Here is a 25,192-nt window from a genome sequence, read left to right as displayed (position 1 = left end):
ACGATTGAAAATGAATACGTGGGAAGGTCCGCCTAGCGGACGCGCAGCCGAAGCTGGACTCGGAGGATTTGCACCACCTGATTTTGAGGTCCGCTAAAAGACCGGCGCGTACTATACCCGAATTGAAGGGGACAGTGAGGAAATTTTTCAGTTTGGGTAGCCAGTATCAGGCCATCAATCGATACCGGCTGAAACGTTTTTCTCCAGCAGCCCCCTTCCTGCCCCGCTTCCGAAGAGCCCACTGCCCTGGAGCACGGCGCAGTCCCCGTAGGAGCGGGTTTACCCGCGAAGAGCGCAACACGGTTTCAGGTCGCTGGCCGAATTTCCCGGATCAGGCTCTCCAGGCTATACCCCAGGCGCGGCGCCAGCGCTTCGGCGCGTGCCCGCACCCCGTCCAGGTCCAACGTCTGCTCGAGGTCCGCAGGCACCAGCAGGATGACATTGCCCTCCTTCACCGGCAGCTCCCAGTAATGCCGGTGGTAAAGCCCGCGCAGCAACGCCGCACCCAGCGGCCGGCCATCGTCATTGGCCCACTGGTTGATCACCAGCCAACCGCCGGGGTTGAGTTGCTGCTGACAGTTTTCCAGGAACCGCCAGGCCAGGTGCCCGACACCCGGTCCGTGGTCGGTGTACAGGTCAACGAAGATCAGGTCGGCTTTTTCCGCGCTCGGCAGCAACTCGAGGGCATCGCCGATACGCACGTAAAGCCGCGGATCATCGTCCAGCCCGAGGTACTCCATGGCCAGGCGCGGCACATCCGGGCGCAGTTCGATGGCTTCGATGTCCTCCAGCGGCAGGAATTTCATGCAGGCCTGGGTCAGGGTACCGGCCCCCAACCCCAGGAACAGCGCACTCTCTGGCTGTGCGTGGCACAGCGCCCCCACCAGCATGGCACGGGTGTAGTCGTACTCCAGCCAGCTGGGGTCGGCGGTGAACACGCAGCTTTGCTCGATCGCATCGCCGAACTCGAGAAAACGGTAGTCGTCCACCTCGTACACGCTGATCACGCCAAAGGCATCTTCGACCCGGGCCAGTAGCCGCTCTTCCCGCTCCGTCGCCATCACTGCCACCTGCCCACACAAAAACGCGCATTGTCCGTCAACACCTGCAACGCAACAAGCGCACCGCCAACTGTTACCATGACGAACAGCCTACAACCGACAAGACCGAGCCTGTGATGAACCAACCGTGGAGCCCTGACAGCTGGCGTGCCCTGCCGATCCAGCAGCAACCGACCTACCCCGACGCCGCGCACCTGCTGAAGGTCGAGCAGACCCTGGCCAGCTACCCGCCGCTGGTGTTCGCAGGCGAAGCGCGCGAGCTGCGTCGACAGTTCGCCGAGGTCACCGAAGGCCGGGCCTTCCTGTTGCAAGGTGGCGACTGCGCCGAAAGCTTCGCCGAGTTTTCGGCCGCGAAGATCCGCGACACCTTCAAGGTGCTGCTACAGATGGCCATTGTCATGACCTTCGCCGCCGGCTGCCCGGTGGTCAAGGTCGGGCGCATGGCCGGGCAGTTCGCCAAGCCTCGCTCCGCAGGCGATGAAACCATCGGCAACGTCACCCTGCCCGCCTACCGCGGCGACATCGTCAACGGCATCGGGTTCGACGAGAAAAGCCGCGTGCCGGACCCGGAGCGCCTGCTGCAGGCGTACCACCAGGCCACCGCCACCCTCAACCTGCTGCGCGCCTTCGCCCAGGGCGGTTTCGCCGACCTGCATCAGGTGCACAAGTGGAACCTGGACTTCATCGCCAACTCGGCGCTGGCCGACAAGTACCACCAGTTGGCCAACCGCATCGACGAGACCCTGGCCTTCATGCGCGCCTGCGGCCTGGACAGCGCCCCACAACTGCGCGAAACCAGTTTCTTCACCGCCCATGAAGCGCTGCTGCTCAACTACGAAGAGGCCTTCGTGCGTCAGGACAGCCTGACCGGTGACCACTACGATTGTTCGGCGCACATGCTGTGGATCGGCGACCGTACCCGCCAGTTGGATGGTGCCCATGTCGAGTTCCTGCGCGGCGTGCACAATCCGATCGGGGTGAAGGTCGGGCCGAGCATGAACCCTGAAGAACTGATCCGCCTGATCGACATCCTCAACCCGGACAACGACCCGGGCCGGCTGAACCTGATCGTGCGCATGGGCGCCGGCAAGGTGGGTGACCACCTGCCGGGGTTGATCCGCACCGTCGAGCGCGAGGGGCGCAAGGTGCTGTGGAGCTCCGACCCGATGCACGGCAACACCATCAAGGCCAGCAGCGGCTACAAGACCCGTGACTTTGCGCAGATCCTGGACGAGGTGAAACAGTTCTTCCAGGTGCACCAGGCCGAAGGCAGCCATGCGGGCGGGATTCATATCGAGATGACCGGACAGAACGTCACCGAATGCATCGGCGGCGCCCGGCCGATCACCGAAGACGCGCTCTCAGACCGCTATCACACCCATTGCGACCCACGCATGAATGCCGACCAGTCACTGGAGCTGGCGTTCCTGATCGCCGAGACGCTCAAGCAAGTGCGGCGCTGAGCGGGAGCGGTTGGCTGAAAGCGGGGGCGTTCGTGAGAGCGAGCGCCGCCCGCGCGGTGCATCGCGAGCAAGGCTCGCTCCTACGTTTGTTTCCGGCCAGCACAGGCTCTTACCCTCATTTACGCAGCGGATCGTCCCAGAAATGCCGATCCGCCTCTTGCTGGATATCGGCCCGGCTCAACCCCAAGTCCTGCAACGTCGCGTCACTGAGGCGAGCCAACTCCTGACGCTGGCGATACAACTGCAGCCAGCGCGCCAAACGCTCGATCGCCACATGCCACAGGTGGTTCAGGGAAAAGGTGGTGTGCTCGATGCTGCTGACATGACCTTTCATCGTGAGGCCCTCCGTGTTGATGGCTCCAGTCTCATCCCAGGCTTAAGATCAATCCAACGAATGTTTCTGATGCCATGCATCTCGGAGATTGATGCAATGTCCCACTATCAGAGTCTCGATGCCGATGTGCTGCGCACCTTCGTCGCCATTGCCGAACAAGGCGGCTTCACCCGCGCCGGCGAGGTGGTCAACCGCACGCAGTCGGCAGTCAGCATGCAGATGAAGCGCCTGGAAGAAGACATCCTCCAACGCCAGCTTTTCGAGCGCGACGGCCGCCAGGTGCGCCTGACCGCCGAAGGGCAAGTGTTGCTGGGTTATGCCCGGCGCATCCTCAAGCTGCACGGCGAGGTGTTCAACACCCTGCGCATGCCACACATGGTCGGCGTGGTGCGTATCGGCACGCCGGACGATTATGCGATGCGTTTTCTGCCGACAATCCTGTCGAGTTTCGCCCAGGCTTACCCGCTGGTGCAGGTGGAAGTGCACTGCGACTCGTCCAAGCAACTGATGCTGCGCCAGGACTTGGACCTGACCATCGTCACCCGCGAGCCGGGTAACGAAGTCGGCCAGCTGCTGCGCCAGGAGCGGCTGGTCTGGGCCGCTGCCGAAGGCTTCTGCCCACACGAGCAGCGGCCCGTGCCATTGGCGTTGTTCAACACCGATTGCTTCTGCCGCGCCTGGACCTGCAATGCCCTGGAGGCCCAGGGCATCGACTACCGCATTGCCTACACAAGCCCCAGCCTGGCGGCGATCTTCGCCATCGTCACCGCTGGGTTGGCGGTGACAGCGCAGCTGCAGAGCCTGATTGGCGGTAATGTGCGCATTCTTGGCGAACAGAGCGGTTTGCCGCAGTTGCCGCTGGCCAATGTGATGCTGCTGCGCAATTCGCAGAGCCAGTCACCGATTACCGACTGCATGGCCGACTACATCGTGGAAGGGTTCAAATGACCGCGGGCCACCACTGTCGGCTATAGCTCGAACCCAAGCATCGCCGCGCACACCACCAGAAACACGCAGAACAACGCCCGTAGCACTTTCTCGGGCAGTGCATGGGCCAGCCGCACACCCCAACTGATGCTGAGCAAGCCCCCCACCGCCAGTGGTATGCCCACGCTCCAGCTCACGCTGTGGTGCACACCGTAGGTCAGCAAGGTCACCGCCGTGCTTGGCGCCGCCAAGGCCAGGGACAGCCCTTGGGCTACCACCTGGGTGGTACCGAACACACTGGTGAGGATCGGCGTTGCGACCACGGCCCCGCCTACCCCGAACAATCCCCCCATGGCGCCCGAGAAGCTGCCCAGCACACCCAGCCACGGCCAGGGGTAGCGCAGCTCGGCGGAGGGTGGCGCCACCTTGAGGAACATCCGCGCCACGTTCCAGATGGCCAGGGCCACCAGGAAGCCGACGAAGCCCAGGCGCATCGACTGCGCGTCGATCCCCACTGCCCAGATCGACCCTAACCAGGCGAACAGCAGGCTGCACAGTGACAGCGGCAGTGCATGGCGCAGCTCGATGCGATTGCGCTGGTGATAACGCCACAGCGCCAGCAACACGTTAGGGACCACCATCACCAGCGCGGTGCCCTGCGCCAATTGCTGATCGAGGCCGAACAACACACCCAACGCCGGGATCGCGATCAACCCTCCACCAATGCCGAACAGCCCACCCAGGGTACCCAGGGCTGCGCCCAGCGCGACATACATCAACCACTCGATCATCAGGGCCTCATCCGCCTGTAGTTGGAATTCAAGCATCCTACCCAGTCAGGGCTGGCGGGGAAACGCACAGCAACGCACAATGGCTATGCGTGTTTCGCAAAGCAGAGTCGCCATGAGCCCCGACACCCTGACCGAACAACTGAGCCTGTTTCTCGATGTGCTGGAAACCAGCAGCTTCTCGGCCGCCGCCCGCCGTCACCCGCTGACGCCCTCGGCGGTGGCGCGGCGCATCGACAACCTGGAAGCGGCCGTCGGTAGCCGACTGTTCGTGCGCAGCACCCATGCCGTGCGTGCCACCCCCGCTGGCAATGCCTTCGCCGAGCGCGCCCGGCGCATCATCGAAGAGCTGCGCCTGGCCCGTGCCGAGGCAGTGTCGTTGAGCAATGCCCCGGAAGGCTTGATTCGCATCGACGCCCCGGCGGCATTCGGCCGTCGTCACCTGGCGCCGGCCATCGCCGATTTCCTGGTGGCCTACCCTGGCCTGGATGTACAACTGCGCCTGATCGACAGTTTCGTCGACCTGCATGGCAGCCACTTGGGCGAGGTGGATTTGGTGCTGCGCGCCGGCCCCCTGGCCGACACCCGACTGGTCGCCACACCGCTGGCCTACATGGTGCGTATCGCCTGCGCCAGCCCCGCCTACCTGGCCAACCGTGGCGTACCGGCTTGCCCCAGCGAGCTACCTGACCACGACGGCCTGGACTGGGACGGGCTCGCGCCGCCGTTCGCCTGGCGCTTCACGGTCGCGGGACAAACCCGCCTGTATCGCCCGCAGCGCATGCGCATGGCCGCCAACAACGCCGAAACGCTGCTGTTCGGCGCACTGGCAGGCTTGGGTGTCGCGCACCTGCCCACCTGGCTGATCAGCGACTACCTGCTGCGCGGTGAACTGATACCGCTGTTCTGCGAAGGCGGCCTGCCCGAGCCTGAGTCCAGCGGCATCTACGCACTGCGCCTTGAACATGAAACGAACTCTCGCAGCCGTTTACTGCTCGAATTTCTCAAGAGCCGCTTCAGCCCGGTTCCACCTTGGGACTTGGCCTTGCGAAGCGAATTGCGCTGGTAATGAGCGCGCCAATCATCAGCGTGCTAGATTTTCACATTGATCAATTTCAAGGATCTGCATGAACGCCGACCCCAAAGCCCCCTGTGACGAGCTGCTGTTGGATAACCAGGTCTGCTTCGCCCTGCACTCCACCTCGTTGCTGATGACCAAGGTCTACAAGCCGCTGCTGCAGGCGTTGGGGCTGACCTACCCGCAGTACCTGGCCATGCTCGTGCTCTGGGAGCAGGACGGCCTGACCGTGGGCGAAATCAGCCAACGCCTACTCACCGACCCCGGCTCGCTTACCCCCCTGCTCAAACGCCTGGAAAGCGAAGGTTTGCTCAAGCGCACCCGCAGTCGCGAAGACGAACGCGTCGTCCTGGTGCAACTGACCGACAAGGGCCGTGCCCTCCACCAGCAAGCGCGCAGCGTGCCCCAGTGCATCCTCAAGGCCAGCGGCCATAGCCTGGAACGCTTGCAGCAGCTGCAAGCCGAACTGCTGGAACTACGCGACAACCTGCAGAAGAACCTCTGAGGACTATGCTCTGAGGTGGCCGTTCGGATGAATGGTCAAAGATTTATCTTGCGCACTAACTAATTGCGCGCTAATTTAAATCCCGTACCCACTCAGCGCCCCGGCGCACATCACTCAAGCGAGGCTCAACATGCAAAAGGTCACTCCGCTGTACATCGCCGAAGCCACCTCCACTGGCGGGCGCGACGGTAAATCCCGCTCCAGCGACGGCAAGCTGGAAGTCAAGCTGAGCACCCCGAAGGAGCTGGGCGGCGCGGGCGGTGACGGCACCAACCCCGAGCAACTGTTCGCTGCCGGTTATTCGGCCTGCTTCATCGGCGCCCTGAAATTCGTCGCAGGTCAGGAGAAGAAAGCCCTGCCAGCCGATGCCTCGATCACCGCGAACGTGGGCATCGGCCAGATCCCAGGTGGCTTTGGCCTGGACATCGACCTGCACATCAACCTGCCAGGTCTGGCGCAGGCCGATGCCGAAGGTTTGGTCGAGAAGGCGCACAAGGTTTGCCCGTATTCCAACGCCACTCGCGGTAACGTGGATGTGCGGCTGCATGTGACGGTGTGATGGATGCGCGCAGCCTCTGACACAACAGAGGCTTGCGCGGTCCCTGCAAAAGCGAAGATCCGCCAGCGGGCGAGATTCTCGCAAGCAAAAAAAACCCGGCCAAGGCCGGGTTTTCTGCGTATCGCAAGAAGTCTTACTTCTTGGAACGGCCCTTGAAGCTGCCGTCGCGGGTATCGATATCGATCCACTCGTCGATTTCGATGAAGTCGGCAACCTGTACTTCGGTACCGTTGGCCAGCTTGGCAGGCTTCATGACCTTGCCCGAGGTGTCGCCGCGGGCAGCGTTCTCGGTGTAGACGACCTGACGGCTGATGGTGGTCGGCAGTTCAACCGATACCACTTTCTCTTCGTACATGGTCAGGGCGCAGATGTCCTGCATGCCTTCTTCGATGTACGGCAGAACGGCGTCGATGTCTTCGGCGTTCAGTTCGTACATGGTGTAGTCGGTGGTGTCCATGAAGGTGTAGGCGTCACCGCTGATGAACGACAGAGTCACTTCCTTGCGATCGAGGATCACGTCGTCCAGCTTGTCGTCGGCGAAGTAGACGGTTTCAGTCTTGTAGCCGGTCAGCAGGTTCTTCAGCTTGGTCTTCATGATCGCGCTGTTGCGACCGGACTTGGTGAATTCGGCTTTCTGTACCAGCCACGGGTCGTTGTCGATCCGCAGTACGGTACCGGGTTTCAGTTCTTTACCAGTTTTCATTACAAAGTATCCGAATCTGGATGGATTTATAAAAATCGAGGCCGCGTATCATAGCCAATTTCGGTAAAACTGTACCAGCGTCATGGCAAGGTCCGGCTGAGCGGCCTGTTTGGTGCACCAATGGCGGGCATGCGCCTGCAGCTCGTCCCAGTGGGCCAGCACCCCGCGCCACGGGGCGCCCATGTCGCGATGCATGTTCCAGGCACGCCAGAGCTCGACCAGTGCTTCACCGGCTTCTTCCGACAACCCATGTCGATAAATCGCCAAGAACGCTTCAAGTTTTTCCCAGTGAGCGTTCTCGTCCTGCACATAGATGTGCCACAGCAGCGGCCGCCCTGCCCACTGGGCGCGGACGAAGGAGTCTTCGCCCCGCACGGCATTGAAGTCACAGCACCAGAGCACGCGGTCGTAGTCGTCCTGGCTGACGAAAGGCAGCACCTGCACTGTCAACGCGCCTTTGCGGCGCAGGTCGCCCGGGGCCAACGATGCCTCCCCCAGCCAACCTTGCAGGTCACCCAGGATACGCCCCTCCGGCACCAGCAAGTGGGTGGGCCGCTCTGCCTCGGCCATGGCATCGAGCCAACCCCTTAGCTGCGAGTTCTCGTAGGCGAACAGCGAAACCAAGCGGGCATCGGCCTGGGGGTGCACTCCCAGCCGGTTAAGGAACGCCTCGCGTAGCCCGGGGCTGGCCTCGAAGGCCTCTCGTTGCGCAAGCAAGGAGGCTTCGCGCAGCAAGCCGCCGGTCTTGTCGCTGAAACCGGGAAAGAAAAACACCGTGCGCAGGCCGCTGGGCTGCGGCGAAGGCAAGCCATGGCAACCTTCCACCCAGTCCTCGGCGCTGAGGTATTCCAGGTTCAGCCATAACGTCGAAGTGGGCTTCAACCCGTCGATGTAGGCCGGCGGCAAGCGGCAGCCAAAGGCGCCGATCACGACCTCAGGGGCGTTCACTGGCTGCCAGTCGGTCGGCCAGCGGCGCACGTCGACGCCTTGCTGCCACTGCTGGTCGGCCGCAGGGTCGGCGCCAGGGCACAGGCGCACGAAGGCCTGCAGGTCATCCACCCACAGGCGCACCGCCAGGCCGTGCTCGGCCACCAGTTGCCGGGCCAGGCGCCAGGTCACGCCGATGTCGCCATAGTTGTCGACGACGGTGCAGAAAATGTCCCAGGTGGCCTTCATGTGCCCTACCCTCGTCGTACGGAAAAGCAGCGGATTCTGCGCATAAATTGTCGCCGACAAAAGCACCGACGCTGAAAAAACCCTCGGTGCCATGCGACAATACCCGCTCGTCCCGCCTTGCCAGGAGGCCACCATGCCCCGCCACCGTGAACTGAAAATCACCCTGAAGCCACTGCAATTGATCCTGTGCGTGGCTTTCGGACTGTGGCTGGGCGCCGTGGCCATCGCCCTGAGCCTATGGCTGGCCTTGCAGTATTGGCCCGACCAGGTGCAGCCGGTGGCCCAGGCCGTCGCCCCCACCTACGCGCACCCCGCTGCACCACCTGTGCAACCAGCCGATGCGCAAAGCGACATGTTCGAACGCTACAAAGACATCCTGCAAAAGCAGGAAATGCAACAGGCCGCCGAAGCTGCCCAAGGCAACCCACGCAATCTCAACAGCCCCAAGTGCCAGTTCTGGCTGCAACAGAACCGCACCGCGCCAACCGACAAGAGCCAGGCCAATGTCCTGGAGTTCTGCTACTGACCATGAACAAAGCCGCCCTCCTTGCCCAGATCGTCGCCACCCTGGAACACGACATGGACGTGTTGCGTCGCGCTGCCCAAAGCGCCTACGAAACCGCCACGGCTGAAGAGAATATCGCCGAGAACAAGTACGACACCCTGGGCCTCGAGGCCTCGTACCTGGCCACCGGCCAGGCCCGGCGCACGGCCGAGATTCGTCAGGCATTGCTGACCTACCAGCAGTTGGTGCTGCGCGACTACGACCCGTCGCGCGGGGTACAGGTGAGCAACCTGGTGACGCTGGAGGATGAAGATGGCGCACGTCGGGTGCTGTTCCTCGGGCCGGAAGCCGCCGGGCTGAAGATCGGCGAGGGGGATGAACGGGTAACCGTCATTACCCCTCGGTCGCCTTTGGGCCAGCAACTGGTTGGCAAGCGGGTCGAGGATGAAATCATCCTGGGCAACCAGGCGCTGTTTATCGTCGAGGTCGACTGACAGTACTTTACCGCCGGCAAGCAGCGATTCCTTCACGTCGCCTGCAAGGCATCGAACCGCGTCGCCAACCCCTGCGCGGCGAACTGCTGCGCCACGAAATCGATGAACGCCCGCGTTTTGCCCGGCAGCAATTTGTGCCCGGCGTAGTACAGGCAGATGTGCCCGTCGTCCACGTACCAATCCGGCAGCACCCGCTGCAGCCTTCCGGCCTCCAGGTAGGGCACGGCGAACGGCAGGCTGACCAGGGCAACCCCCAGCCCCTGCTGCGCCACGGCGCAAGCGGCATCTGAGTCGCTCATGGTCATGGCCTGTCGCATCAGCAACGGCTGCTGGTCTTGCCAACGGCTGGTCAACGGCCAGGAACGCACCCGACCGGTCTGCGGCGAACGGATGAAAATGCCATCGTGACGCTGCAATGACGGCGGACCGTCTATCGGCGCATGGCGCAGCAGGTACTCAGGTGCCGCCACCAGAACCCGATGGGCCGGGGTGAGCTTGCGCGCCACCACGCCCAGGGGCAGATCGAAGCCGCCACCAATGGCCGCATCGAAACCCTGGCCGATCAGGTCGACCTGACGGTTATCGAAATGCCAGTCCGGTGTGATCGCTGGGTATTGCCGCAGAAATTCGCCCAACAGCGGCACCACGTACAAGCGCCCGAACACCGTGCCCATGCTCACCCTCAGCAGCCCGGCAGGCTGGCCCTCGGCACTGGCCAGGTTGGCTATGGCGTGCTGGATGGTGCGAAAACTGTCGCTGACCTCGCCCAGAAAGCGCTGGCCGGCTTCGGTCAGGGTCAGCTTGCGCGTACTACGCTGGAACAGACGCACACCCAGGCGCGCCTCCAACTGGGCGACATGCTTGCCCACTGCGGCAGGCGTGAGGCTCAACCGGCGGGCCGCCTCGGCGAAGCTACCCACCTCGGCGCTACGGATAAAACACTCGATGGCGCTGAACGATTCCATGGCCATGATTGGCAACCAAAAGTTTACTCAGCTGATAGTGATTGCCATCTTATCAGCACCTAATCGACGACTGATACTGCGTCCATCCACGGCATACGGCCTGGCTTTCCACTGGAGATCACTATGTCCAAGCAACTCACACTCGAAGGCAAGGTCGCCCTGGTCCAGGGCGGCTCGCGCGGTATCGGCGCAGCGATCGTGCGGCGTCTGGCCCGTGAGGGCGCCAAGGTCGCCTTCACCTATGTCAGCTCCGCCGGCCCCGCCGAAGAGCTGGCCCGGGAAATCAACGCGCAAGGCGGCCAGGCACTGGCGCTGCGCGCCGACAGTGCCGATGCAGCCGCCGTGCAAATGGCTGTGGATGACACGGTAAAACAGCTCGGCCGCCTCGATATCCTGGTCAATAACGCCGGCGTGCTGGCGGTGGCGCCAATCACCGAGTTCGACCTCGCCGAATTCGACCGCATGCTGGCAGTCAACGTGCGCAGCGTGTTCGTCGCCAGCCAGGCGGCAGCACGCTACATGAGCGAAGGTGGGCGGATCATCACCATCGGCAGTACCAACGCCGAACGCATGCCCTTCGCCGGTGGTGCCCCCTATGCCATGAGCAAATCCGCCCTGGTCGGCCTGACCCGCGGCATGGCTCGCGACCTGGGGCCAAGGGGCATCACGGTGAACAACGTGCAACCTGGCCCGGTGGACACCGACATGAACCCGGCCAGCGGGGAGTTTGCGGAAAGCCTCATTCCATTGATGGCCATCGGGCGTTACGGGCAGGCGGATGAAATCGCCAGCTTCGTCGCCTACCTGGCAGGACCGGAGGCTGGCTACATCACCGGGGCCAGCCTGACGGCAGATGGTGGGTTTGCGGCCTGAGATTCGGCTGGGGCTTTATCACCGGCAAGCTGGCTCCTACAGATAGCCCCACCGTGGGAGCTGGCTAGCCAGCGATCAGGCCCGATCCGCCAGCAGGTGCTGCTCCATGACTTCGAGAAACGCCCGCGCCGCCGGCGTCGGGCTCTGCGACCACACCGCGTACAAATGACGCACCGGCGCATCTCCCAGGCGCGCCACCGCCACACCCGGCATGCCTTCGGCCAGTCGCTCCGGCACCAGCCCCACAGCCATACCGCGTTGCACGAACTTCTCGACCAGACGAATATGGCCGATCTCGAACTGCACCCGCCGCTGCACGCCCACCGCCAGGAACGCCTCGTCGGTCTGGCGCCGCGCCCCCGTGCCTTCGGGGAAGTCCACCAAGACCTCGTTCGCCAGGTCAGCCAGCGCCAGTTGACCACGGCCAGCCAGGATGTGCGTGGGTGGCAACAACGCCACCAACTCCTCCCGTGCCAACAGACGGTGGCGCACCCCTTGCGGCTCCTCGCCCTGCCACAGACCGATGAACCCAACGTCCAGGCGCCGCTCGCACACATCGGCCACCAGCAGCTCGCTCTTGGCGGTCAACCAGCGTAGGTCCACATCCGGATGGCGCCTGTGGAACACCGCCAGCAGATCAACCAGGTCCAACGCCGTGAGCGAACTGATCTCGCCAATCGACAGACGCCCCCTCACCTGGCCACAGGCCGCCGCGACGTCATCGGCAATCCGTCGGGCAGCTTGCACGGCCGGACGCGCACTGAGAACGAATGCTTCGCCTGCGTGGGTCAGGCGCACCCGCCGCGAACTGCGCTCGAACAGGCTCACGCCCAACTGCGCCTCCAGGCGCGCAACCTGATGACTGAGCGCCGATTGCACCACGTGGCAGCGCTCGGCGGCACGGGTGAAACTGCCGGTGTCGGCGACGGCCAGGGCGTACTCAAGCTGCTTGAGGTTCATCGAATCAATCTGCTTTTTAGATGGACAAGCTGAAAACTATACATTGGTGTCATTCTCAAGACTTCCCGATACTGACGCCCACTGATTTCTGCCCGCTACGAGATGCTCATGAACACCCCTACGCTCAGTCGCGCCCTCATCCTGCTGATGGCCACCGCCACTGGCCTGGCCGTGGCCAGCAACTACTACGCCCAGCCACTGCTGCACAGCATCGCCGAACAGTTCGGCCTGAGCACCGCCAGTGCCGGTAGCATCGTCATTGCCGCCCAGCTCAGTTATGGCGCGGGCCTGCTGCTGCTGGCACCGCTGGGCGACCTGTTCGAACAGCGCCGACTGATCGTGGTGATGACGGCCATCTCGACCTTGGGCCTGGTAATCAGCGCTTGCGCGCCGAGCCTGCCCTGGTTGCTGCTGGGCACGGCACTGACCGGGCTGTTCTCGGTGGTGGCGCAGATTCTGGTGCCCATGGCCGCGGCCCTGAGCGCGCCAGACCAGCGGGGCCGTGCGGTGGGTACGCTGATGAGCGGCCTGTTGCTGGGTATTCTGCTGGCCCGCACGGCTGCAGGATTCATGGCAGAACTCGGCGGGTGGCGCAGTATCTACGTGCTCGCGGCCGTCCTCATGGCGGTATCCGCCATCGCCCTCTATCGCAGTTTGCCGCAGCACAACAGCCATGCCGGGCTGAAGTACCCGGCACTGATCGGTTCGGTGTTCCGCCTGTTCGTGCAAGAACCGGTGCTGCGCCTGCGTTCTTTGCTTGGCCTGCTGGCATTCAGCCTGTTCGCGCTGTTCTGGACGCCACTGGCCTTCCTCCTGGCCAGTGAGCCCTACCACTATTCGGATGCCGTGATCGGGCTGTTCGGCCTGGCTGGCGCGGCGGGAGCGCTGTCGGCGAACTGGGCAGGTCGTTTGGCCGACCGCGGCAAGGGCTCACTGGGCACCACCGTCGGCCTGGTCGCACTGATGCTGTCGTGGGTGCCTCTGGGCTTTGCCGAGCAGTCCCTGCTGGCGCTGCTACTGGGCGTGCTGGTACTCGACCTGGCGGTGCAGCTGGTGCATGTGAGCAACCAGAACGCGGTGATTGCCCTTCGTCCAGAAGCCCGCACACGGCTCAATGCCGGGTACATCACGTGCTACTTCATTGGCGGCGCTTTGGGCTCGCTGCTGGGAACGCAATTGTTCCAGCACCACGGCTGGATGGGCATCGTCACGGCCGGCCTTGCCATTGGGGCGCTGGCACTGTTGGTCTGGGCAATGGCCGAGCGCAAACGCAAGCGTGCGCTACAACTTACCTGAGCCACGCCTGCCGGCAGGACCGCGACCAACCGCCACGACCCTCCGTCGCCCGATCGTTGACTTGCCGGCCAAGGAGGGGCTCAGTAGGTGTTGGTCAAGACCCTTTCCCGACAGGACGACTCAATGACAAGGCTCACGGTTCAATCCGGCGATTTCTTGCAAGGTGAAGGCGAGTACCGCAATGGAGCGCTCACTCTCAAGACCCCGCGCAGCCCCTCGCCCGGCGAGCGGATTTCTCTCACACGAATCACCGACCTCAGGCTCGCCAGCCTTGAGTCCAGCCGCAGCCTGGGTACCGCGATCGGCTGGGGCGTGGCGGGTGCCTTGGTGGCAGGCCCGGTCGGCTTGCTGGCCGGGCTGTGGCTCGGCGGCAAGGAAGAGGAAGCGACCTTCCTCGCCACCTTCAAGGATGGTCGCAAGTTGATGGCCATCACCGACGGCAAGACCTGGTCGAAGATCGATGACAGTTGGCGTCGCCATCGGCATCCGGCCTCTAACGACTGAGTATTGCGGTGATGCCGCTATCGCGAGCAAGGCTCGCTCCTACGCGCCGGTCACCCAAAACGGTCGCGCGCAAATCCCGCAGGACTCAGTGGTCCGAAAAAACGTAGGAGCGAGCCTTGCTCGCGATGCGCCGCGCGGGCGGCGCTCGATCTCACAGCCGAAAAGATCGCCCGATGAACCCCTGTGAGCCCCAAAACAAAAAGCCCCCGAACCTTTCAGTTCGGGGGCTTTTCGCAGAATGTGGCGGTGAAGAAGGGATTTGAACCCTTGATACGATTTCTCGTATACACACTTTCCAGGCGTGCTCCTTCGACCACTCGGACACTTCACCGTTTTCTCTTCAAGCTATTCAGCCTGTCGAGGCGCGCTAATTTAGTAGAAGGCTTTTCCTTTGGCAAGCATTTTTTTCAGAATTTTCATGCGCTTAAGCAAATTCTCCGAAAAACCTCGCTTGGCAGGGCAATGCTGCCAATCTCGCTTGCGCTTTTACCCTCTCCTGACGCCCTCCCCCGACACGGCAAGGCATGGCGCGCAAACGCTGACTGACTGGTCAGCCTTACTGCTTTACCTGGCTGGCGGTGCTGGGTAACGTCGTTGCCACGTTACCCAAAGGACTCTGCCATGAGCGAGCTGATTACCTACCACGCCGAAGACGGCATCGTCACCCTGACCCTGAACAACGGCAAGGTCAACGCCATCTCGCCGGATGTCATCGTGGCCTTCAACGCAGCCCTGGATCGCGCAGCACAGGAACGAGCAGTGGTGATCATCACCGGCCAGCCGGGCATTCTTTCCGGGGGCTACGACCTCAAGGTGATGACCGCGGGCCCCAAGGAAGCCATCGGCCTGGTGACCGCAGGCTCGACCCTGACCCGCCGTTTGCTCTCGCACCCGTTCCCGATCATCGTCGCCTGCCCGGGCAATGCCGTGGCCAAGGGTGCCTTCCTGTTGCTGTCGGCCGACTACCGCATCGGCGTCGAAGGGCCTTACAAGATTTGCCTGAACGAAGTGCAGATCGGCATGACCATGCACCATGCCGGCATCGAGCTGGCACGGGACCGGTTGAGCCGCGCCGCGTTCCAGCGTGCGGTCAACAATGCCGAGGTATTCACCCCGCAGGCGGCCGTGGACGCTGGCTTCCTCGACAAGGTAGTGCCTGCCGAGCAGCTGCAGGAAGCCGCCCTGGCGGCGGCGCGTGAGCTGAAGAAACTCAACATGCTGGCCCACAAGAACACCAAGCTGAAAGTGCGCAAAGGGCTGTTGGATGCCCTGGATGAAGCAATCCTGGCGGACCAGAACCCTATGGGTTGAGCCCCACCAAGGATGCCGCCCCTGTGGGAGCGCCCTGTCGCGACGCAAGGCTGCTCCCACGACAATGAGACCTTCACAGGCGCTCACCCAAGGTTTGCCCCAAACAGTGCACAGCCGTACACTGCGCCGCGACTGTCTGGTGTGAGTCGTACCATGCTTTATTCCCTTCGCATGCTCCTGCTGGGGCTGCACTTTCTGCTGGTGGGTGCCGTCGGCCTGGTCATTGGCCTGTGCCGCCCTTTCAACCCCGACAACAGCCGTATCTTTGCCCGACTGTACAGCCTGCCGGCCACCTGGATGATGCGCATCAAGGTCAAGTCCGAAGTGGGCCCGCTGTGGGACCAGCCCCCCGGTTGCGTGATCGTCGCCAACCACCAGTCCAACTTCGACCTGTTCATCCTTGGCCATGTGGTACCGCAGCGGACCGTGGCCATCGGCAAGAAAAGCCTGGGCTGGATTCCGCTGTTCGGCCAGTTGTTCTGGCTTGGCGGCAACGTGCTGGTCGACCGCCAGAACGCCTACCAGGCGCGCAAAGCCATGCAGCAGACCACCCGTACCCTGCGCAACGACACCTCGATCTGGATTTTCCCGGAGGGCACGCGCAACCCCGAAGCGAAGCTGCTGGCGTTCAAGAAAGGCGCCTTTCACATGGCCGTCGAAGCCGGTGTGCCAATCGTGCCGGTGTGCGTCAGCCGCTACGCCCGACGCCTGAGTCTTAACAGCTGGCGCCAGCGCACGGTGATCGTGCGGTCGCTGCCACCCATCGCCACCACCGGCATGACCCAGCAAGACCTGCCGGCCCTGATCGAACACTGCCGCACGCAAATGCAGCAGTGCATCGACCACATGGAAAACGAACTGCCCCATGCCTGACTTCGCCTAACCGACAGGTTGCTCTCGCGCCCTTCACGGCCCAAGCTGTAGGACGTGTTCAACCGACAAAAGCGGACAACCATGGGGCGAGTCGTGGCATCGGCGGTGTACAGCGCCGGCAGAAAAGTCACCAACATCAGCATCGACGAAGGCAGCGAGTGGGCACGCAAGCCAGGGCACTTCGTCTGGATCGGCCTGGAAGAGCCCAACGCCGAGGAGCTGGCCAACCTGCAGTGCCAGTTCAACCTGCACGAACTGGCTATCGAAGATGCCCTGGAAAAGCACAGCCGCCCCAAGCTGGAAACCTTCGGCGACGCCCTGTTCATCGTCACCTACTCCCCCGTCCGACATGAAGGCAAGCTGGAATTCATCGAAACCCATATCTTCGCTGGCAACGGGTACATCATCACGTGCCGTAACGGCCACTCGAAATCCTATGCCCTGGTGCGTCAACGCTGCGAGGCGCGCCCCCTGCTGCTGGAACATGGCGAAGACTTCGTGCTGTACGCGCTGCTCGACTTCGTCACCGAGAACTACCAGCCCGTCAGCGAAGCCATTCATGGCGAAATCGAGGAGCTGGAGCAAAGCGTGCTCAGCGGCTCGCTGAAGGAAGAAGACATCCAGCGCCTGCACAGCCTGCGCCGCGACATCCTGCGCCTGCGCCGCTACGTGGCACCGATGGTGGAAGTGAGCGAGGAACTGCAGCGCCTGAGTTTCCCGTTCATCGACAAGAACATGCGCCCGTACTTTCGCGACGTGCAGATCCATGTCACCCGGCAGATGGAGGATTTGGCCGGCATTCGTGACATCGCCAGCCAGACCATCGAGATCGGCATGCTGCTGGAGTCGTCACGGCAGAGCATCGTGCAGCGCAAGTTCGCCGCCTGGGCGGCGATTCTCGCCTTCCCCACGGCGATTGCCGGCATCTACGGGATGAACTTCCAGAACATGCCGGAACTGGGCTGGCACTATGGCTACTTTGGCGTGCTGGGGTTGATTGGCGTGGGGTGTACGGCGCTGTATGCCAGTTTCAAGCGGTCGGGGTGGTTGTAGAGGCTGTCGCGCAGCCCCGTCGACGGCCAGCCGGCTCCTACCTCAGGACCCGGCTGGCTGGCGATCACGCGGCGTTATCGCCGGCCTTCGCCGTCTGCCCAACGAAGCGCATCATCCATTCCCCGACCAGGTCGCCCTGGTGCTCCGAGGCCAGGCTGGCAACGGCCTTCTGGTACACCTCATGCCCCAGGAAGTCCTTGCGCGCGTCGAGCAGTGCCCGGGAGTAGTCGTGAACGAACTCTGGGTGGCCCTGGAAGCACAGCACCTGGTCACGAATGTGATAGGCAGCATTCGGGCAGAAATCGCTGGAGGCGATCACCGTGGCGCCTTCGGGCAACTCGGTCACCTGGTCCTGGTGGCTGATCAGCAGGGTCAGTTCTGACACTTCCGGGTCCATCCATGGCGCATGGGCTGCCAGCGAATAACGGTGGATGCCCACCCCCCAACCCTTGTCGGCACGTTCAGCCTTGCCACCGAGGGTCAACGCCAGGAGCTGGTGGCCGAAGCACACGCCCAGAAGCTTCTCGCCACGCTCATAAAGCTTGAGCAGGTAGGCCTTGAGGGTCTGGATCCAGGGGTCATCACCGAACGAGTCAGCCTTGCTGCCTGTGACCAGGTAGGCATCGAACTTATCGCCATCGGGTGGGTAGTCACCGTTCATGACGTTGTACACGTCGAATTCGGCGGCAATGGGCTGACGCGAGAACAGCTGCTCGAACATCCTTCCGTAGCCCTGGTACTGCGCGACCAGCTCAGGTCGCAGGACATCGGTTTCAAGGATGCAGATGCGTAACGACATAGGGATAGTCCTGAACGACATGGGTGGGAATCTGCTGTAGAGACTGACGCGAAAGGCACGTACAAGCAAGTAGGCTGCACTGACGAACGGTCACATTTCGTCGGCGTCCTGGTCCCGGGTACGCAGCGGTCTAGCCAGAGGATGCCAGCAAGCTGGCCTTTGGCCTCATAACCGTATTTCAGCAATTTGCTCATCTTTTAGAACAAAGGGTTCTCTGGTATGGATGACGTAACCCCTACCTTTGGTTGTATATGCAGTAACAAGAGGCAAACAGAGTGGGCGCCAGGCGCGCCACTGTGATCGACCCGAAGCGCGACAAGGAAGCCAACGGGTATTCAGGAATAACAACAAGAAGGCGGTCAGCCATGTTCAGACAATCGAAAATTCGCCAAGCTGGGCTCATTCTCTTCGCCACGACTTTGCTGCTGATTCTCCCGAACCTTACCCGCTTGTTCGGATGATGGTGGCTGTGGCCTTTTCAGGCAATGCACAGGTAACCTGCCAACCTTGATGGTTGGAGACCTCCCATGCGCGTCTGCCTTGCTCTGCTAGCCCTCCTTCTCAGCCTGCCCCTCAAGGCGGCGCAACTGCACCTTGAACTGGGCGATACGCCGCGTCAGTTAAGCAGCCGCGACCTGCTCGACCACCCCAAGGCGCAAGACATCAGCATCGAGCAGGATGTCTCGTACAAGCGCCCCATGCATTACCGCGCGGTGCCTCTGGCCGCACTGCTGGACGGGGTGAGCGACAACGACCATCTGCAAGCCGTGGCGCTGGATGGCTTTGCCGCCGAAATGCCAGCAGGGCCACTGCTGCAGCATGGCCCGGCACAAGCCTGGCTGGCGGTCGAGGACCCGGCTGCCCCTTGGCCGGCGCTGGGTGACGGCAAGCCCAGTGCCGGGCCGTTCTACCTGGTCTGGACCCAACCGCAGGCGAGCGGGATTCGCCCGGAACAATGGCCGTTCCAGATCACCACCCTGCGCCGCCTGGCGCCCGTGGAACAGCGTTTCCCAGCCCTGCTGCCCGACCCGCGCTTACCGGCCAATGACCCGGTACGCGAGGGTTTTGCGCTGTTCCAACAGAACTGCCTGGCGTGCCACCGGCTCAATGGCGCTGGCGATGCGCAGTTCGGTCCGGACCTGAACCTGCCGCACAACCCCACCGAGTATTTCCAGCCGGCGTTCCTGCGCCAGTACATTCGCGACCCGCAAAGCCTGCGGCACTGGCCACAGGCCAGGATGCCGGGTTTTGCCGAAAATGTGTTGAGTGATCAGGCGCTGGACGCGTTGCTGGCTTACTTGGGGCATATGGCCTTGCGCAAGCCCTGAGGGCCTGAGGCAAGGCCGCGCCCATCGCTAGGCGATGGGCCGTTCCTGTTTGACGCCCCACCCTTCGAGCTCTCCGCCCAAGGGCGAGATCACGGCCTCGAAGGCTTCCTCGAATGCACCGATGCCGCAGTAAGTGGCGTACATGACCTTGCTGAGTTCCAGGTGCCAGACGCCGTCGTCCAGCTCACGCACCTGGGCGTTGATGGACTCGCCGCGAAACTGTCCGGCGGCTCGTCGCGCACCGGCTTCGTCGGGGAATACGGCATAGAACTCAATGGGATGGATGCGGGTGAAGTCGAAACCGCCTGCTTTCATCTGGCGCAGGACATTGCTGCTGATATCGTCGTTCTGGCTGCTCATGAAACGTCCTCCTGCAAAGCAATGGATAGACTTTCCGTGCACTACGCACCTGCCGGCAGAACCGGTCAGATCGAGCTGATGCGAGACGCGAACCAAGGGGGTGCCGACCTGCTGAACGGCCGGCACCTCACACCAGCGTAGTGCCTGCCACGGCAGCGCGCCAGCCAGGCGCCTTCAGGGGGCGGGACAGATTCGGGTGATGGTCACGCCGCTATGCTCCTTGAGCCAGCGGGCAGTAGGGGAATGGGTGCGATCCTGGAAGTCGTTGAGGTCCAGTTCGTCCATGACCGGGAACAGATGCGAACGAATGGCCCGCGCAGCGTCCTCCTCACTGGGGCATTGGTCGCTGTGCAGTAGCAGCGAGGTCGGCTCACCTTTCTGGTCGGCAAAAATGACTTCCCACTCTTTCATTGAAATGCCCTCAAGGAATACAGGGGATGTGCAACCTGTAATTGCTTGACCGTCGGCGGGGAGATTTGTTCAGTCAGGGGGGATGTGCAGCGCGGCGATCAGCGGCAAGCCGACCCCTGCTGGAGACGGCTCGCCGGTGATGCGGGACTTACTTCGGTACGCCGTGCACGACGCCGGCGGTATTGTCCATCAGGCTCTTGGTCGCGGTCTGGATGTAGGCTTCCAGGCGCTTGACCATGTCTGGCTGGTCCGGGCTCTCGATCAGTTCGGCCTTGAACTCACGGCCCAGCTGGTAGCGGTACATGCGTGGGCTCATGTCCTTGGACTCGATGAGGATACGATCACCCTGCACCAGGCCGACGATCTGCTCGCTGCCCGACGGCTTGATCATGCCCATGCCCTGGTCACCCTCAGGCAGGTTGAGCAGGTCGCGCCCCCAGCACTGGTGACGGGTCTGGCCACCCAGGCGGCCCATGATGGTCGGCACGATGTCGACCTGGGTACCCACGGTGTGATTGACCGCGCCGAACTTTTCCTGGATACCCGGGGCGATCAACAGCAGCGGTACGTTGAAACGCCCCAGGTCGAGCTCGGTCACCTGCTGGCTGTTGCCAAAACCGTGGTCGCCGACGATGACGAACAGGGTGTCCTTGAAGTACGGCTCCTTGCGCGCCTTCTCGAAGAACTGGCCCAAGGCCCAGTCGGAGTAGCGCATCGCGGTCAGGTGCTCGTCCAGTCGGCCCTGGCCGGTCACCGGCTCCACCGGCAAGTCCTTCGGCAGCGCATAAGGGGTGTGGTTGGACAGCGTCTGCAGCAGTGCGTAGATCGGCTTCTTGCCATCATGCTTGGCCAGCTCTTCGGCGCCACGGTCGAACATGTCCTGGTCGGACACGCCCCAGGTCGGGTCGGAGAAAACCGGATTGACGAAGTCGTTACGGCCAATGAAGGTGGTCATGCCCTGGTTGCCGAAGAACCCGGACTGGTTGTCCCAGGCGAAGTCGCCGTTATAGACGTAGACATCGTCATAGTCACGAGCACTGAGCAGCGCGGGCAGGCCCGACAGCTTGTGACCGCCTTCCGGGGTCTGCATCAGGTATTCGAAGCCTGGCAGGTTGGGGAAGCAGGCCATGGTGGCGAACATACCCTGGTGGGTATGGGTGCCGTTGGAGAAGAAGCGGTCGAACAGCAGACCCTCCTTGGCCAGCTTGTCGAAGTTCGGGGTGATGTTGTTCGGGCTGCCCAGCGCGCCAACCGAATGGCCGGCGAAGCTTTCCATGAGGATCACCACGACGTTCTTGACCGGCAAGGTACGCTCGGCCGGCGGCACGAAGTCACGGCGGATGGCCGCCTCGTCGGCGTCCACCAGGGTGTCGTGCGGGGTCAGCAGCTGCTCCCGCACGCTCTGGGTGGCCATGCCCTGCTCGAGCACCGGCTTCCAGATGTTGGCGCGGTCTTCACCGTACCGGCTCTTGGCGGCGTCGATCAGCGTCAGGGTGCCGTTCAGGCCCAGCTGGTTGACGAAGTTGGAATCGGTGGTGAAGGCATCGCCCCAGCGCATGGGCGGACCTTGGCGCAGAGTGCCACGGGCAGCGACCACGGCCACCAGCAGGACCACCATGAACACCGCCAGGCGGTTGTACCACGGCGTACCACGGCGGGGGCTGGCGAGCGTCACGGCCGCGCTGCTGCGGGTCAGACGGTCGATACCTTTGAACAGCAGGCTCAGCAGCCAGGTGCCGAACAGCCAGGCCAGCAGGTAGCGCACCACCGGGAAACCGTACCAGAGCATGCTCAGGACGGTCTTGGGGTCTTCCTGGATGTACTGGAAGACCAGGCCGTTCAAGCGCTGGTGGAATTCGCGGTAGAAGTCCATCTCCATCAGGCCGAGGAACATCACCACACTGGAGGCGATCGTCAGCCAGAAGCGGAACACGCCACGGCGTGCCATGGCCCATGGGCTGAGGATGGCCAACAGCAACGGAATGCTGATGTACACCACCACCCGAAGGTCGAAGCGCAAGCCATTGAGGAAGCCTTCGGCGACCGTCGCAGCAGGCGTATCGCCCACCATGTCGCTGTTATAGGCCAACAGCGCAACGCGCACCAGGCTGAGCATCAACATGATCACCAGCCCGCTGAGCAGCGTATAGGCCAGGTGAGATTTCAATGTGGGCGCGAATGACGCTTGCGCGCCTCGTTGCTTCAAGGCGTCCAGGTTAGCCATGAATGGGGAGGTCCTAGGAATGCAGGTTTGCGAAGAGGGTGCTGAGCATAGTCCAACGCAGCAAGTGCGGCTGCGGATTGTGTTTAAACCAATGTGAAAATTTTGTCACGGGTCATTTGCAACGGTGTCTGCACCGGCCCGCTACCGGTGCAGCCCTTGGCTGGCGATCAGAAGCGGATGTTGCCCCGGGGCCCGGCGATCGCCCAGATGATCAGGCCGACCACCGGCAGCAAGGCGATCAGCAGGATCCACAGGACCTTGACGCCGACTTCGCGGCCACTTTTGATCACGTTGAGAATCGCCCAGATATCCAGGGCCAGAATGATCAGGCCCACCAGGCTGTTGAATGTGGAACCCATGTATACGCTCCTGTTGAAAGACTGTCGGGGTGAGCATAGTCAGGCTATCGCCCTGATAGAAGGGAATCCTTGGCCTGGCGCGCGGGTCACTGGTTAGACTGCCTGTATCGACTGAATCGAGGTTCACATGCCCCCAGCCCACTCCCCGACAGCCACGGCGCATTCTTGGTTGAACGCCTGGCGGCAACAAGCCCTGAACACGCCCTGGCTGAGCGCAGGCCTGGGGCTAAGCCTGCTGGCGATCCTGATACTGCTGGCGGCGAGCCTATGGAACGCGGTGAATGGCGACCATGCCAACAACCTGCACCTGGCGCTGCTGGGCGGGTTGTCCGGTTTCGGCGCTACCGCGTTGGGGGCGGTGCTGGCGGTGGTGATGCGCGATGTGAGCGCTCGCAGCCAGGATGTGATGCTCGGCTTTGCCGCCGGCATGATGCTTGCGGCCAGTTCCTTCTCTCTGATTCTGCCGGGCTTGGATGCAGCCCGCGAGATCACCGGCAATGGCCCTGCTGCCGCTTTCACCGTGGTGCTGGGCATGGGCCTTGGCGTGCTGCTGATGCTGGGCCTGGACCGCTTCACCCCGCACGAACATGAAAGCACTGGCCCATGCGGGCCGGACGCCGAGCGGGTCAGCCGCGTGTGGCTGTTCGTACTGGCGATCACCTTGCACAACCTGCCAGAGGGCATGGCCATTGGCGTGAGCTTCGCGAACGGTGACATGGCCATCGGCTTGCCGCTGACCAGCGCCATCGCCATTCAGGATATTCCCGAAGGCCTGGCGGTCGCCCTGGCGTTGCGCGCCACGGGGTTGTCGAACTTCAAGGCGGCTCTGGTGGCGATCGGTTCAGGGCTGATGGAGCCCTTGGGTGCGGTGATCGGGCTGGGGATTTCCACCGGCTTTGCCCTGGCCTACCCCATCAGCATGGGGCTGGCGGCAGGGGCGATGATTTTCGTGGTCTCCCACGAGGTGATTCCCGAAACCCACCGCAATGGCCACCAGACGGCGGCAACCCTGGGGTTGATGGGTGGCTTTGGGGTCATGATGTTCCTGGACACGGCGCTGGGTTGACGCTGAAGGAGGGGCGCTGTGCGCCCCTGTCCCAAGACAAGGCTGCACCACAGGTGCTGGACGGCTGGAGGAACCTGCCCTGTGAGGGCCCTGTCATTAGCCAGTCGCCGATGACGTCAGACGTGCACCGCCACTTTCAGGGCTTCCAGCGCTGGCTCGACCTTGATGCCAACCGCCTCGCCCAGTTCCAGTACCCGCGCCAGATCGTTCTGGCCCACCATCACCATCTGCAACTCATCATCGAGCAACTGACTGAAATTCAACAGCACGTAGCCGCCGGCTTCCTTGTTCAGCGCCCCCATCTGCACCTGGATGCGATTGAGTGCGGTCAGCGGTTCGGCACGCGCCAATTGCTTGGGTTTGAGGGTGAACGGCACGCTCTTGTCGAACGAGTCGCTGATTTGCTGGAACAGGTCCTGATAGGTGTCTGCCTGGAACACCACGGTATCCGGCAAGCTGCCGAGCACCACCCACTCGCCGAGCGGAATGGGGAAAGTGTCGTCGTAGTTGATGTCCGGGTTGGCGGCCAGGAAGGCGGCAGGGTCGGCGTAGGCTTGGGCAGCCTCGTCGGCGATGCGCTCGATGTCTTCCTCGCGCATGCATCCGGCGCTGATGAGGCTGATGAGTTCGAGCAACTGGTTTTTCATGGGGGAGCCTGCAACGGGTGAAAAGTCGCCAAGGATAGCCGCAAACGCCGGTTGACCGTTAACCGCCCGCCATGGCGGCGACCGTGCAAAATGCACTGTGCAAAATGCACGACCTTGCATCCTGCACGATATTCACACTACAGAAACGATTTAACTTATTGATTTAAAAGGATTTTATTCAAGACTGCGACTGGCACGGTCACTGCAAATATCCACTCACGTCTGCCACCTACAGTCAGGAGTTGATATGGACCTCATCCAGGAAAAGTTCGTCTCGGTGTTTTCGGCCTATCAGGTCACCACCCAGCCTCGACCCGACGGCGGCGTCCTGCTGACCTTGCGGGCTGCCGACGGCAAGGTGACTCGACGCGTGCTGAGCTACGCGCAGTTGCACAGCGCTGAGCAGCTGTCCTGGGCGATCAGTGCCATCCGTCGCGATCTGGCGGAACAAGCCAGTGAATTGCCAGTGATTTCGATGCTGCAGAGCCAACAGCGGTTCGCACTGCCAACCTACCGTTGAACGTTGACGGGCCTCATCGCCGGCAAGCCTGCACCTACCTGTGGTAAGCC

Annotated in this window: 29 protein-coding genes and 1 tRNA gene; 16 read left to right on the top strand and 14 right to left on the bottom strand. The window is 62.7% G+C overall.

What is annotated here, in order from left to right; translation table 11 throughout:
• Positions 1–305 precede the first annotated feature (305 nt).
• Complete coding sequence (locus tag IF103_RS06895) at positions 306–1,061, bottom strand: spermidine synthase (RefSeq protein WP_202675971.1); 756 nt, start codon at positions 1,059–1,061, stop codon at positions 306–308.
• 116 nt (positions 1,062–1,177) lie between these two features.
• Between IF103_RS06895 and IF103_RS06890 the strand changes: the two genes are divergently transcribed.
• Complete coding sequence (locus IF103_RS06890) at positions 1,178–2,524, top strand: class II 3-deoxy-7-phosphoheptulonate synthase (RefSeq protein WP_023379363.1); 1,347 nt, start codon at positions 1,178–1,180, stop codon at positions 2,522–2,524.
• Positions 2,525–2,639: 115 nt separating this feature from the next.
• Here the strand turns inward: IF103_RS06890 and IF103_RS06885 are convergent, their stop codons facing one another.
• On the bottom strand, positions 2,640–2,858 hold the full coding sequence (locus IF103_RS06885) for a DUF1127 domain-containing protein (protein ID WP_023379362.1): 219 nt from the start codon (positions 2,856–2,858) through the stop codon (positions 2,640–2,642).
• A 96-nt stretch (positions 2,859–2,954) separates the two neighbouring features.
• On the opposite strand from IF103_RS06885, the gene IF103_RS06880 reads away from it, so the two are divergent.
• Positions 2,955–3,806, top strand: a complete 852-nt coding sequence (locus tag IF103_RS06880) for a LysR substrate-binding domain-containing protein (protein WP_023379361.1) — start codon at positions 2,955–2,957, stop codon at positions 3,804–3,806.
• A gap of 20 nt (positions 3,807–3,826) precedes the next feature.
• On the opposite strand, the gene IF103_RS06875 is transcribed toward IF103_RS06880, so the two are convergent.
• Positions 3,827–4,576, bottom strand: a complete 750-nt coding sequence (locus IF103_RS06875) for a sulfite exporter TauE/SafE family protein (protein ID WP_023379360.1) — start codon at positions 4,574–4,576, stop codon at positions 3,827–3,829.
• Between the two features lie 112 nt (positions 4,577–4,688).
• Here IF103_RS06875 and IF103_RS06870 point away from each other — a divergent pair, with 112 nt between their 5' ends.
• The 3 genes from IF103_RS06870 to IF103_RS06860 all read left to right on the top strand — a co-directional run bounded on the left by IF103_RS06870 (position 4,689) and on the right by IF103_RS06860 (position 6,715).
• Positions 4,689–5,642 (top strand): LysR family transcriptional regulator, encoded by a 954-nt coding sequence (locus IF103_RS06870; RefSeq protein WP_027907250.1) that lies wholly within the window; start codon positions 4,689–4,691, stop codon positions 5,640–5,642.
• A gap of 58 nt (positions 5,643–5,700) precedes the next feature.
• The gene (locus IF103_RS06865) at positions 5,701–6,156 is read left to right on the top strand and encodes a MarR family winged helix-turn-helix transcriptional regulator (protein ID WP_023379358.1); all 456 of its coding nucleotides are present in this window, start codon (positions 5,701–5,703) and stop codon (positions 6,154–6,156) included.
• 130 nt (positions 6,157–6,286) lie between these two features.
• Positions 6,287–6,715: an organic hydroperoxide resistance protein gene (locus IF103_RS06860; RefSeq protein WP_023379357.1), complete on the top strand. Its 429-nt coding sequence runs from the start codon at positions 6,287–6,289 to the stop codon at positions 6,713–6,715.
• A gap of 133 nt (positions 6,716–6,848) precedes the next feature.
• On the opposite strand, the gene efp is transcribed toward IF103_RS06860, so the two are convergent.
• Positions 6,849–7,418, bottom strand: a complete 570-nt coding sequence (gene efp, locus IF103_RS06855; protein ID WP_023379356.1) for an elongation factor P — start codon at positions 7,416–7,418, stop codon at positions 6,849–6,851.
• 48 nt (positions 7,419–7,466) lie between these two features.
• Complete coding sequence (gene earP, locus IF103_RS06850) at positions 7,467–8,594, bottom strand: elongation factor P maturation arginine rhamnosyltransferase EarP (protein ID WP_202675970.1); 1,128 nt, start codon at positions 8,592–8,594, stop codon at positions 7,467–7,469.
• Between the two features lie 133 nt (positions 8,595–8,727).
• Between earP and IF103_RS06845 the strand changes: the two genes are divergently transcribed.
• The gene (locus IF103_RS06845; RefSeq protein WP_202675969.1) at positions 8,728–9,120 is read left to right on the top strand and encodes a hypothetical protein; all 393 of its coding nucleotides are present in this window, start codon (positions 8,728–8,730) and stop codon (positions 9,118–9,120) included.
• 2 nt (positions 9,121–9,122) lie between these two features.
• Positions 9,123–9,593, top strand: a complete 471-nt coding sequence (locus IF103_RS06840; protein WP_023379353.1) for a GreA/GreB family elongation factor — start codon at positions 9,123–9,125, stop codon at positions 9,591–9,593.
• 32 nt (positions 9,594–9,625) lie between these two features.
• Here IF103_RS06840 and IF103_RS06835 read toward each other — a convergent pair whose 3' ends face one another.
• Positions 9,626–10,564 carry a LysR family transcriptional regulator gene (locus IF103_RS06835; RefSeq protein ID WP_027907249.1) on the bottom strand — a complete coding sequence of 313 codons (939 nt, stop codon included), beginning with the start codon at positions 10,562–10,564 and terminating at the stop codon, positions 9,626–9,628.
• Positions 10,565–10,681: 117 nt separating this feature from the next.
• Here IF103_RS06835 and IF103_RS06830 point away from each other — a divergent pair, with 117 nt between their 5' ends.
• On the top strand, positions 10,682–11,431 hold the full coding sequence (locus tag IF103_RS06830; RefSeq protein ID WP_023379351.1) for a 3-oxoacyl-ACP reductase family protein: 750 nt from the start codon (positions 10,682–10,684) through the stop codon (positions 11,429–11,431).
• 75 nt (positions 11,432–11,506) lie between these two features.
• On the opposite strand, the gene IF103_RS06825 is transcribed toward IF103_RS06830, so the two are convergent.
• A complete protein-coding gene (locus IF103_RS06825; RefSeq protein WP_202675968.1) occupies positions 11,507–12,391 on the bottom strand; it encodes a LysR family transcriptional regulator in 885 nt (294 codons plus the stop codon).
• 108 nt (positions 12,392–12,499) lie between these two features.
• Between IF103_RS06825 and IF103_RS06820 the strand changes: the two genes are divergently transcribed.
• Positions 12,500–13,687, top strand: a complete 1,188-nt coding sequence (locus IF103_RS06820; RefSeq protein ID WP_023379349.1) for an MFS transporter — start codon at positions 12,500–12,502, stop codon at positions 13,685–13,687.
• 123 nt (positions 13,688–13,810) lie between these two features.
• A complete protein-coding gene (locus tag IF103_RS06815) occupies positions 13,811–14,191 on the top strand; it encodes a hypothetical protein (protein ID WP_023379348.1) in 381 nt (126 codons plus the stop codon).
• A 241-nt stretch (positions 14,192–14,432) separates the two neighbouring features.
• On the opposite strand, the gene IF103_RS06810 is transcribed toward IF103_RS06815, so the two are convergent.
• Positions 14,433–14,522 (bottom strand) — tRNA-Ser (locus IF103_RS06810).
• 290 nt (positions 14,523–14,812) lie between these two features.
• Here IF103_RS06810 and IF103_RS06805 point away from each other — a divergent pair.
• The 3 genes from IF103_RS06805 (at position 14,813) to IF103_RS06795 (ending at position 17,428) form a co-directional block, all read left to right on the top strand.
• Entirely contained in the window at positions 14,813–15,502 is a 690-nt protein-coding gene (locus IF103_RS06805; protein ID WP_023379347.1) for a crotonase/enoyl-CoA hydratase family protein, read from the top strand.
• A 153-nt stretch (positions 15,503–15,655) separates the two neighbouring features.
• Positions 15,656–16,375: a lysophospholipid acyltransferase family protein gene (locus IF103_RS06800; protein WP_023379346.1), complete on the top strand. Its 720-nt coding sequence runs from the start codon at positions 15,656–15,658 to the stop codon at positions 16,373–16,375.
• A gap of 81 nt (positions 16,376–16,456) precedes the next feature.
• A complete protein-coding gene (locus IF103_RS06795) occupies positions 16,457–17,428 on the top strand; it encodes a magnesium and cobalt transport protein CorA (protein WP_023379345.1) in 972 nt (323 codons plus the stop codon).
• Positions 17,429–17,492: 64 nt separating this feature from the next.
• Here IF103_RS06795 and IF103_RS06790 read toward each other — a convergent pair whose 3' ends face one another.
• Entirely contained in the window at positions 17,493–18,227 is a 735-nt protein-coding gene (locus tag IF103_RS06790) for an amidotransferase (protein ID WP_023379344.1), read from the bottom strand.
• Positions 18,228–18,754: 527 nt separating this feature from the next.
• Here IF103_RS06790 and IF103_RS06785 point away from each other — a divergent pair.
• Positions 18,755–19,555 (top strand): cytochrome c, encoded by an 801-nt coding sequence (locus IF103_RS06785; RefSeq protein WP_023379343.1) that lies wholly within the window; start codon positions 18,755–18,757, stop codon positions 19,553–19,555.
• A 27-nt stretch (positions 19,556–19,582) separates the two neighbouring features.
• On the opposite strand, the gene IF103_RS06780 is transcribed toward IF103_RS06785, so the two are convergent.
• The 4 genes from IF103_RS06780 to IF103_RS06765 form a co-directional block, all read right to left on the bottom strand.
• Complete coding sequence (locus IF103_RS06780; RefSeq protein WP_023379342.1) at positions 19,583–19,915, bottom strand: ribonuclease E inhibitor RraB; 333 nt, start codon at positions 19,913–19,915, stop codon at positions 19,583–19,585.
• 174 nt (positions 19,916–20,089) lie between these two features.
• A complete protein-coding gene (locus tag IF103_RS06775) occupies positions 20,090–20,326 on the bottom strand; it encodes a hypothetical protein (RefSeq protein ID WP_023379341.1) in 237 nt (78 codons plus the stop codon).
• A gap of 148 nt (positions 20,327–20,474) precedes the next feature.
• Positions 20,475–22,550, bottom strand: a complete 2,076-nt coding sequence (locus tag IF103_RS06770) for an LTA synthase family protein (protein WP_023379340.1) — start codon at positions 22,548–22,550, stop codon at positions 20,475–20,477.
• 167 nt (positions 22,551–22,717) lie between these two features.
• On the bottom strand, positions 22,718–22,909 hold the full coding sequence (locus tag IF103_RS06765) for a PLDc N-terminal domain-containing protein (RefSeq protein ID WP_023379339.1): 192 nt from the start codon (positions 22,907–22,909) through the stop codon (positions 22,718–22,720).
• Between the two features lie 127 nt (positions 22,910–23,036).
• Between IF103_RS06765 and IF103_RS06760 the strand changes: the two genes are divergently transcribed.
• A complete protein-coding gene (locus IF103_RS06760; RefSeq protein WP_027907247.1) occupies positions 23,037–23,975 on the top strand; it encodes a ZIP family metal transporter in 939 nt (312 codons plus the stop codon).
• Between the two features lie 116 nt (positions 23,976–24,091).
• Here the strand turns inward: IF103_RS06760 and IF103_RS06755 are convergent, their stop codons facing one another.
• Entirely contained in the window at positions 24,092–24,622 is a 531-nt protein-coding gene (locus IF103_RS06755; protein WP_023379337.1) for a hypothetical protein, read from the bottom strand.
• Positions 24,623–24,869: 247 nt separating this feature from the next.
• Between IF103_RS06755 and IF103_RS06750 the strand changes: the two genes are divergently transcribed.
• Entirely contained in the window at positions 24,870–25,142 is a 273-nt protein-coding gene (locus IF103_RS06750) for a DUF3509 domain-containing protein (protein WP_023379336.1), read from the top strand.
• Positions 25,143–25,192 lie beyond the last annotated feature (50 nt).

The organism is Pseudomonas sp. SK2 (genome assembly GCF_016772395.1).
Taxonomy (GTDB): Bacteria; Pseudomonadota; Gammaproteobacteria; order Pseudomonadales; family Pseudomonadaceae; genus Aquipseudomonas; species Aquipseudomonas taiwanensis.
This window is presented reverse-complemented; position numbering and strand designations above follow the sequence as displayed.

Coding starts and splice junctions, on each gene's coding strand:
- IF103_RS06760 (WP_027907247.1), top strand. CDS start 23,037: ATGCCCCCAGCCCACTCCCCGACAGCCACGGCGCATTCTTGGTTGAAC.
- IF103_RS06770 (WP_023379340.1), bottom strand. CDS start 22,550: ATGGCTAACCTGGACGCCTTGAAGCAACGAGGCGCGCAAGCGTCATTC.
- IF103_RS06795 (WP_023379345.1), top strand. CDS start 16,457: ATGGGGCGAGTCGTGGCATCGGCGGTGTACAGCGCCGGCAGAAAAGTC.
- IF103_RS06750 (WP_023379336.1), top strand. CDS start 24,870: ATGGACCTCATCCAGGAAAAGTTCGTCTCGGTGTTTTCGGCCTATCAG.
- IF103_RS06880 (WP_023379361.1), top strand. CDS start 2,955: ATGTCCCACTATCAGAGTCTCGATGCCGATGTGCTGCGCACCTTCGTC.
- IF103_RS06785 (WP_023379343.1), top strand. CDS start 18,755: ATGCGCGTCTGCCTTGCTCTGCTAGCCCTCCTTCTCAGCCTGCCCCTC.
- IF103_RS06845 (WP_202675969.1), top strand. CDS start 8,728: ATGCCCCGCCACCGTGAACTGAAAATCACCCTGAAGCCACTGCAATTG.
- IF103_RS06780 (WP_023379342.1), bottom strand. CDS start 19,915: ATGAGCAGCCAGAACGACGATATCAGCAGCAATGTCCTGCGCCAGATG.
- IF103_RS06895 (WP_202675971.1), bottom strand. CDS start 1,061: ATGGCGACGGAGCGGGAAGAGCGGCTACTGGCCCGGGTCGAAGATGCC.
- IF103_RS06885 (WP_023379362.1), bottom strand. CDS start 2,858: ATGAAAGGTCATGTCAGCAGCATCGAGCACACCACCTTTTCCCTGAAC.
- IF103_RS06805 (WP_023379347.1), top strand. CDS start 14,813: ATGAGCGAGCTGATTACCTACCACGCCGAAGACGGCATCGTCACCCTG.
- IF103_RS06830 (WP_023379351.1), top strand. CDS start 10,682: ATGTCCAAGCAACTCACACTCGAAGGCAAGGTCGCCCTGGTCCAGGGC.
- IF103_RS06815 (WP_023379348.1), top strand. CDS start 13,811: ATGACAAGGCTCACGGTTCAATCCGGCGATTTCTTGCAAGGTGAAGGC.
- IF103_RS06835 (WP_027907249.1), bottom strand. CDS start 10,564: ATGGCCATGGAATCGTTCAGCGCCATCGAGTGTTTTATCCGTAGCGCC.
- IF103_RS06870 (WP_027907250.1), top strand. CDS start 4,689: ATGAGCCCCGACACCCTGACCGAACAACTGAGCCTGTTTCTCGATGTG.
- IF103_RS06860 (WP_023379357.1), top strand. CDS start 6,287: ATGCAAAAGGTCACTCCGCTGTACATCGCCGAAGCCACCTCCACTGGC.
- earP (WP_202675970.1), bottom strand. CDS start 8,594: ATGAAGGCCACCTGGGACATTTTCTGCACCGTCGTCGACAACTATGGC.
- IF103_RS06820 (WP_023379349.1), top strand. CDS start 12,500: ATGAACACCCCTACGCTCAGTCGCGCCCTCATCCTGCTGATGGCCACC.
- IF103_RS06765 (WP_023379339.1), bottom strand. CDS start 22,909: ATGGGTTCCACATTCAACAGCCTGGTGGGCCTGATCATTCTGGCCCTG.
- IF103_RS06875 (WP_023379360.1), bottom strand. CDS start 4,576: ATGATCGAGTGGTTGATGTATGTCGCGCTGGGCGCAGCCCTGGGTACC.
- IF103_RS06865 (WP_023379358.1), top strand. CDS start 5,701: ATGAACGCCGACCCCAAAGCCCCCTGTGACGAGCTGCTGTTGGATAAC.
- IF103_RS06775 (WP_023379341.1), bottom strand. CDS start 20,326: ATGAAAGAGTGGGAAGTCATTTTTGCCGACCAGAAAGGTGAGCCGACC.
- IF103_RS06800 (WP_023379346.1), top strand. CDS start 15,656: ATGCTTTATTCCCTTCGCATGCTCCTGCTGGGGCTGCACTTTCTGCTG.
- IF103_RS06790 (WP_023379344.1), bottom strand. CDS start 18,227: ATGTCGTTACGCATCTGCATCCTTGAAACCGATGTCCTGCGACCTGAG.
- IF103_RS06755 (WP_023379337.1), bottom strand. CDS start 24,622: ATGAAAAACCAGTTGCTCGAACTCATCAGCCTCATCAGCGCCGGATGC.
- IF103_RS06890 (WP_023379363.1), top strand. CDS start 1,178: ATGAACCAACCGTGGAGCCCTGACAGCTGGCGTGCCCTGCCGATCCAG.
- efp (WP_023379356.1), bottom strand. CDS start 7,418: ATGAAAACTGGTAAAGAACTGAAACCCGGTACCGTACTGCGGATCGAC.
- IF103_RS06840 (WP_023379353.1), top strand. CDS start 9,123: ATGAACAAAGCCGCCCTCCTTGCCCAGATCGTCGCCACCCTGGAACAC.
- IF103_RS06825 (WP_202675968.1), bottom strand. CDS start 12,391: ATGAACCTCAAGCAGCTTGAGTACGCCCTGGCCGTCGCCGACACCGGC.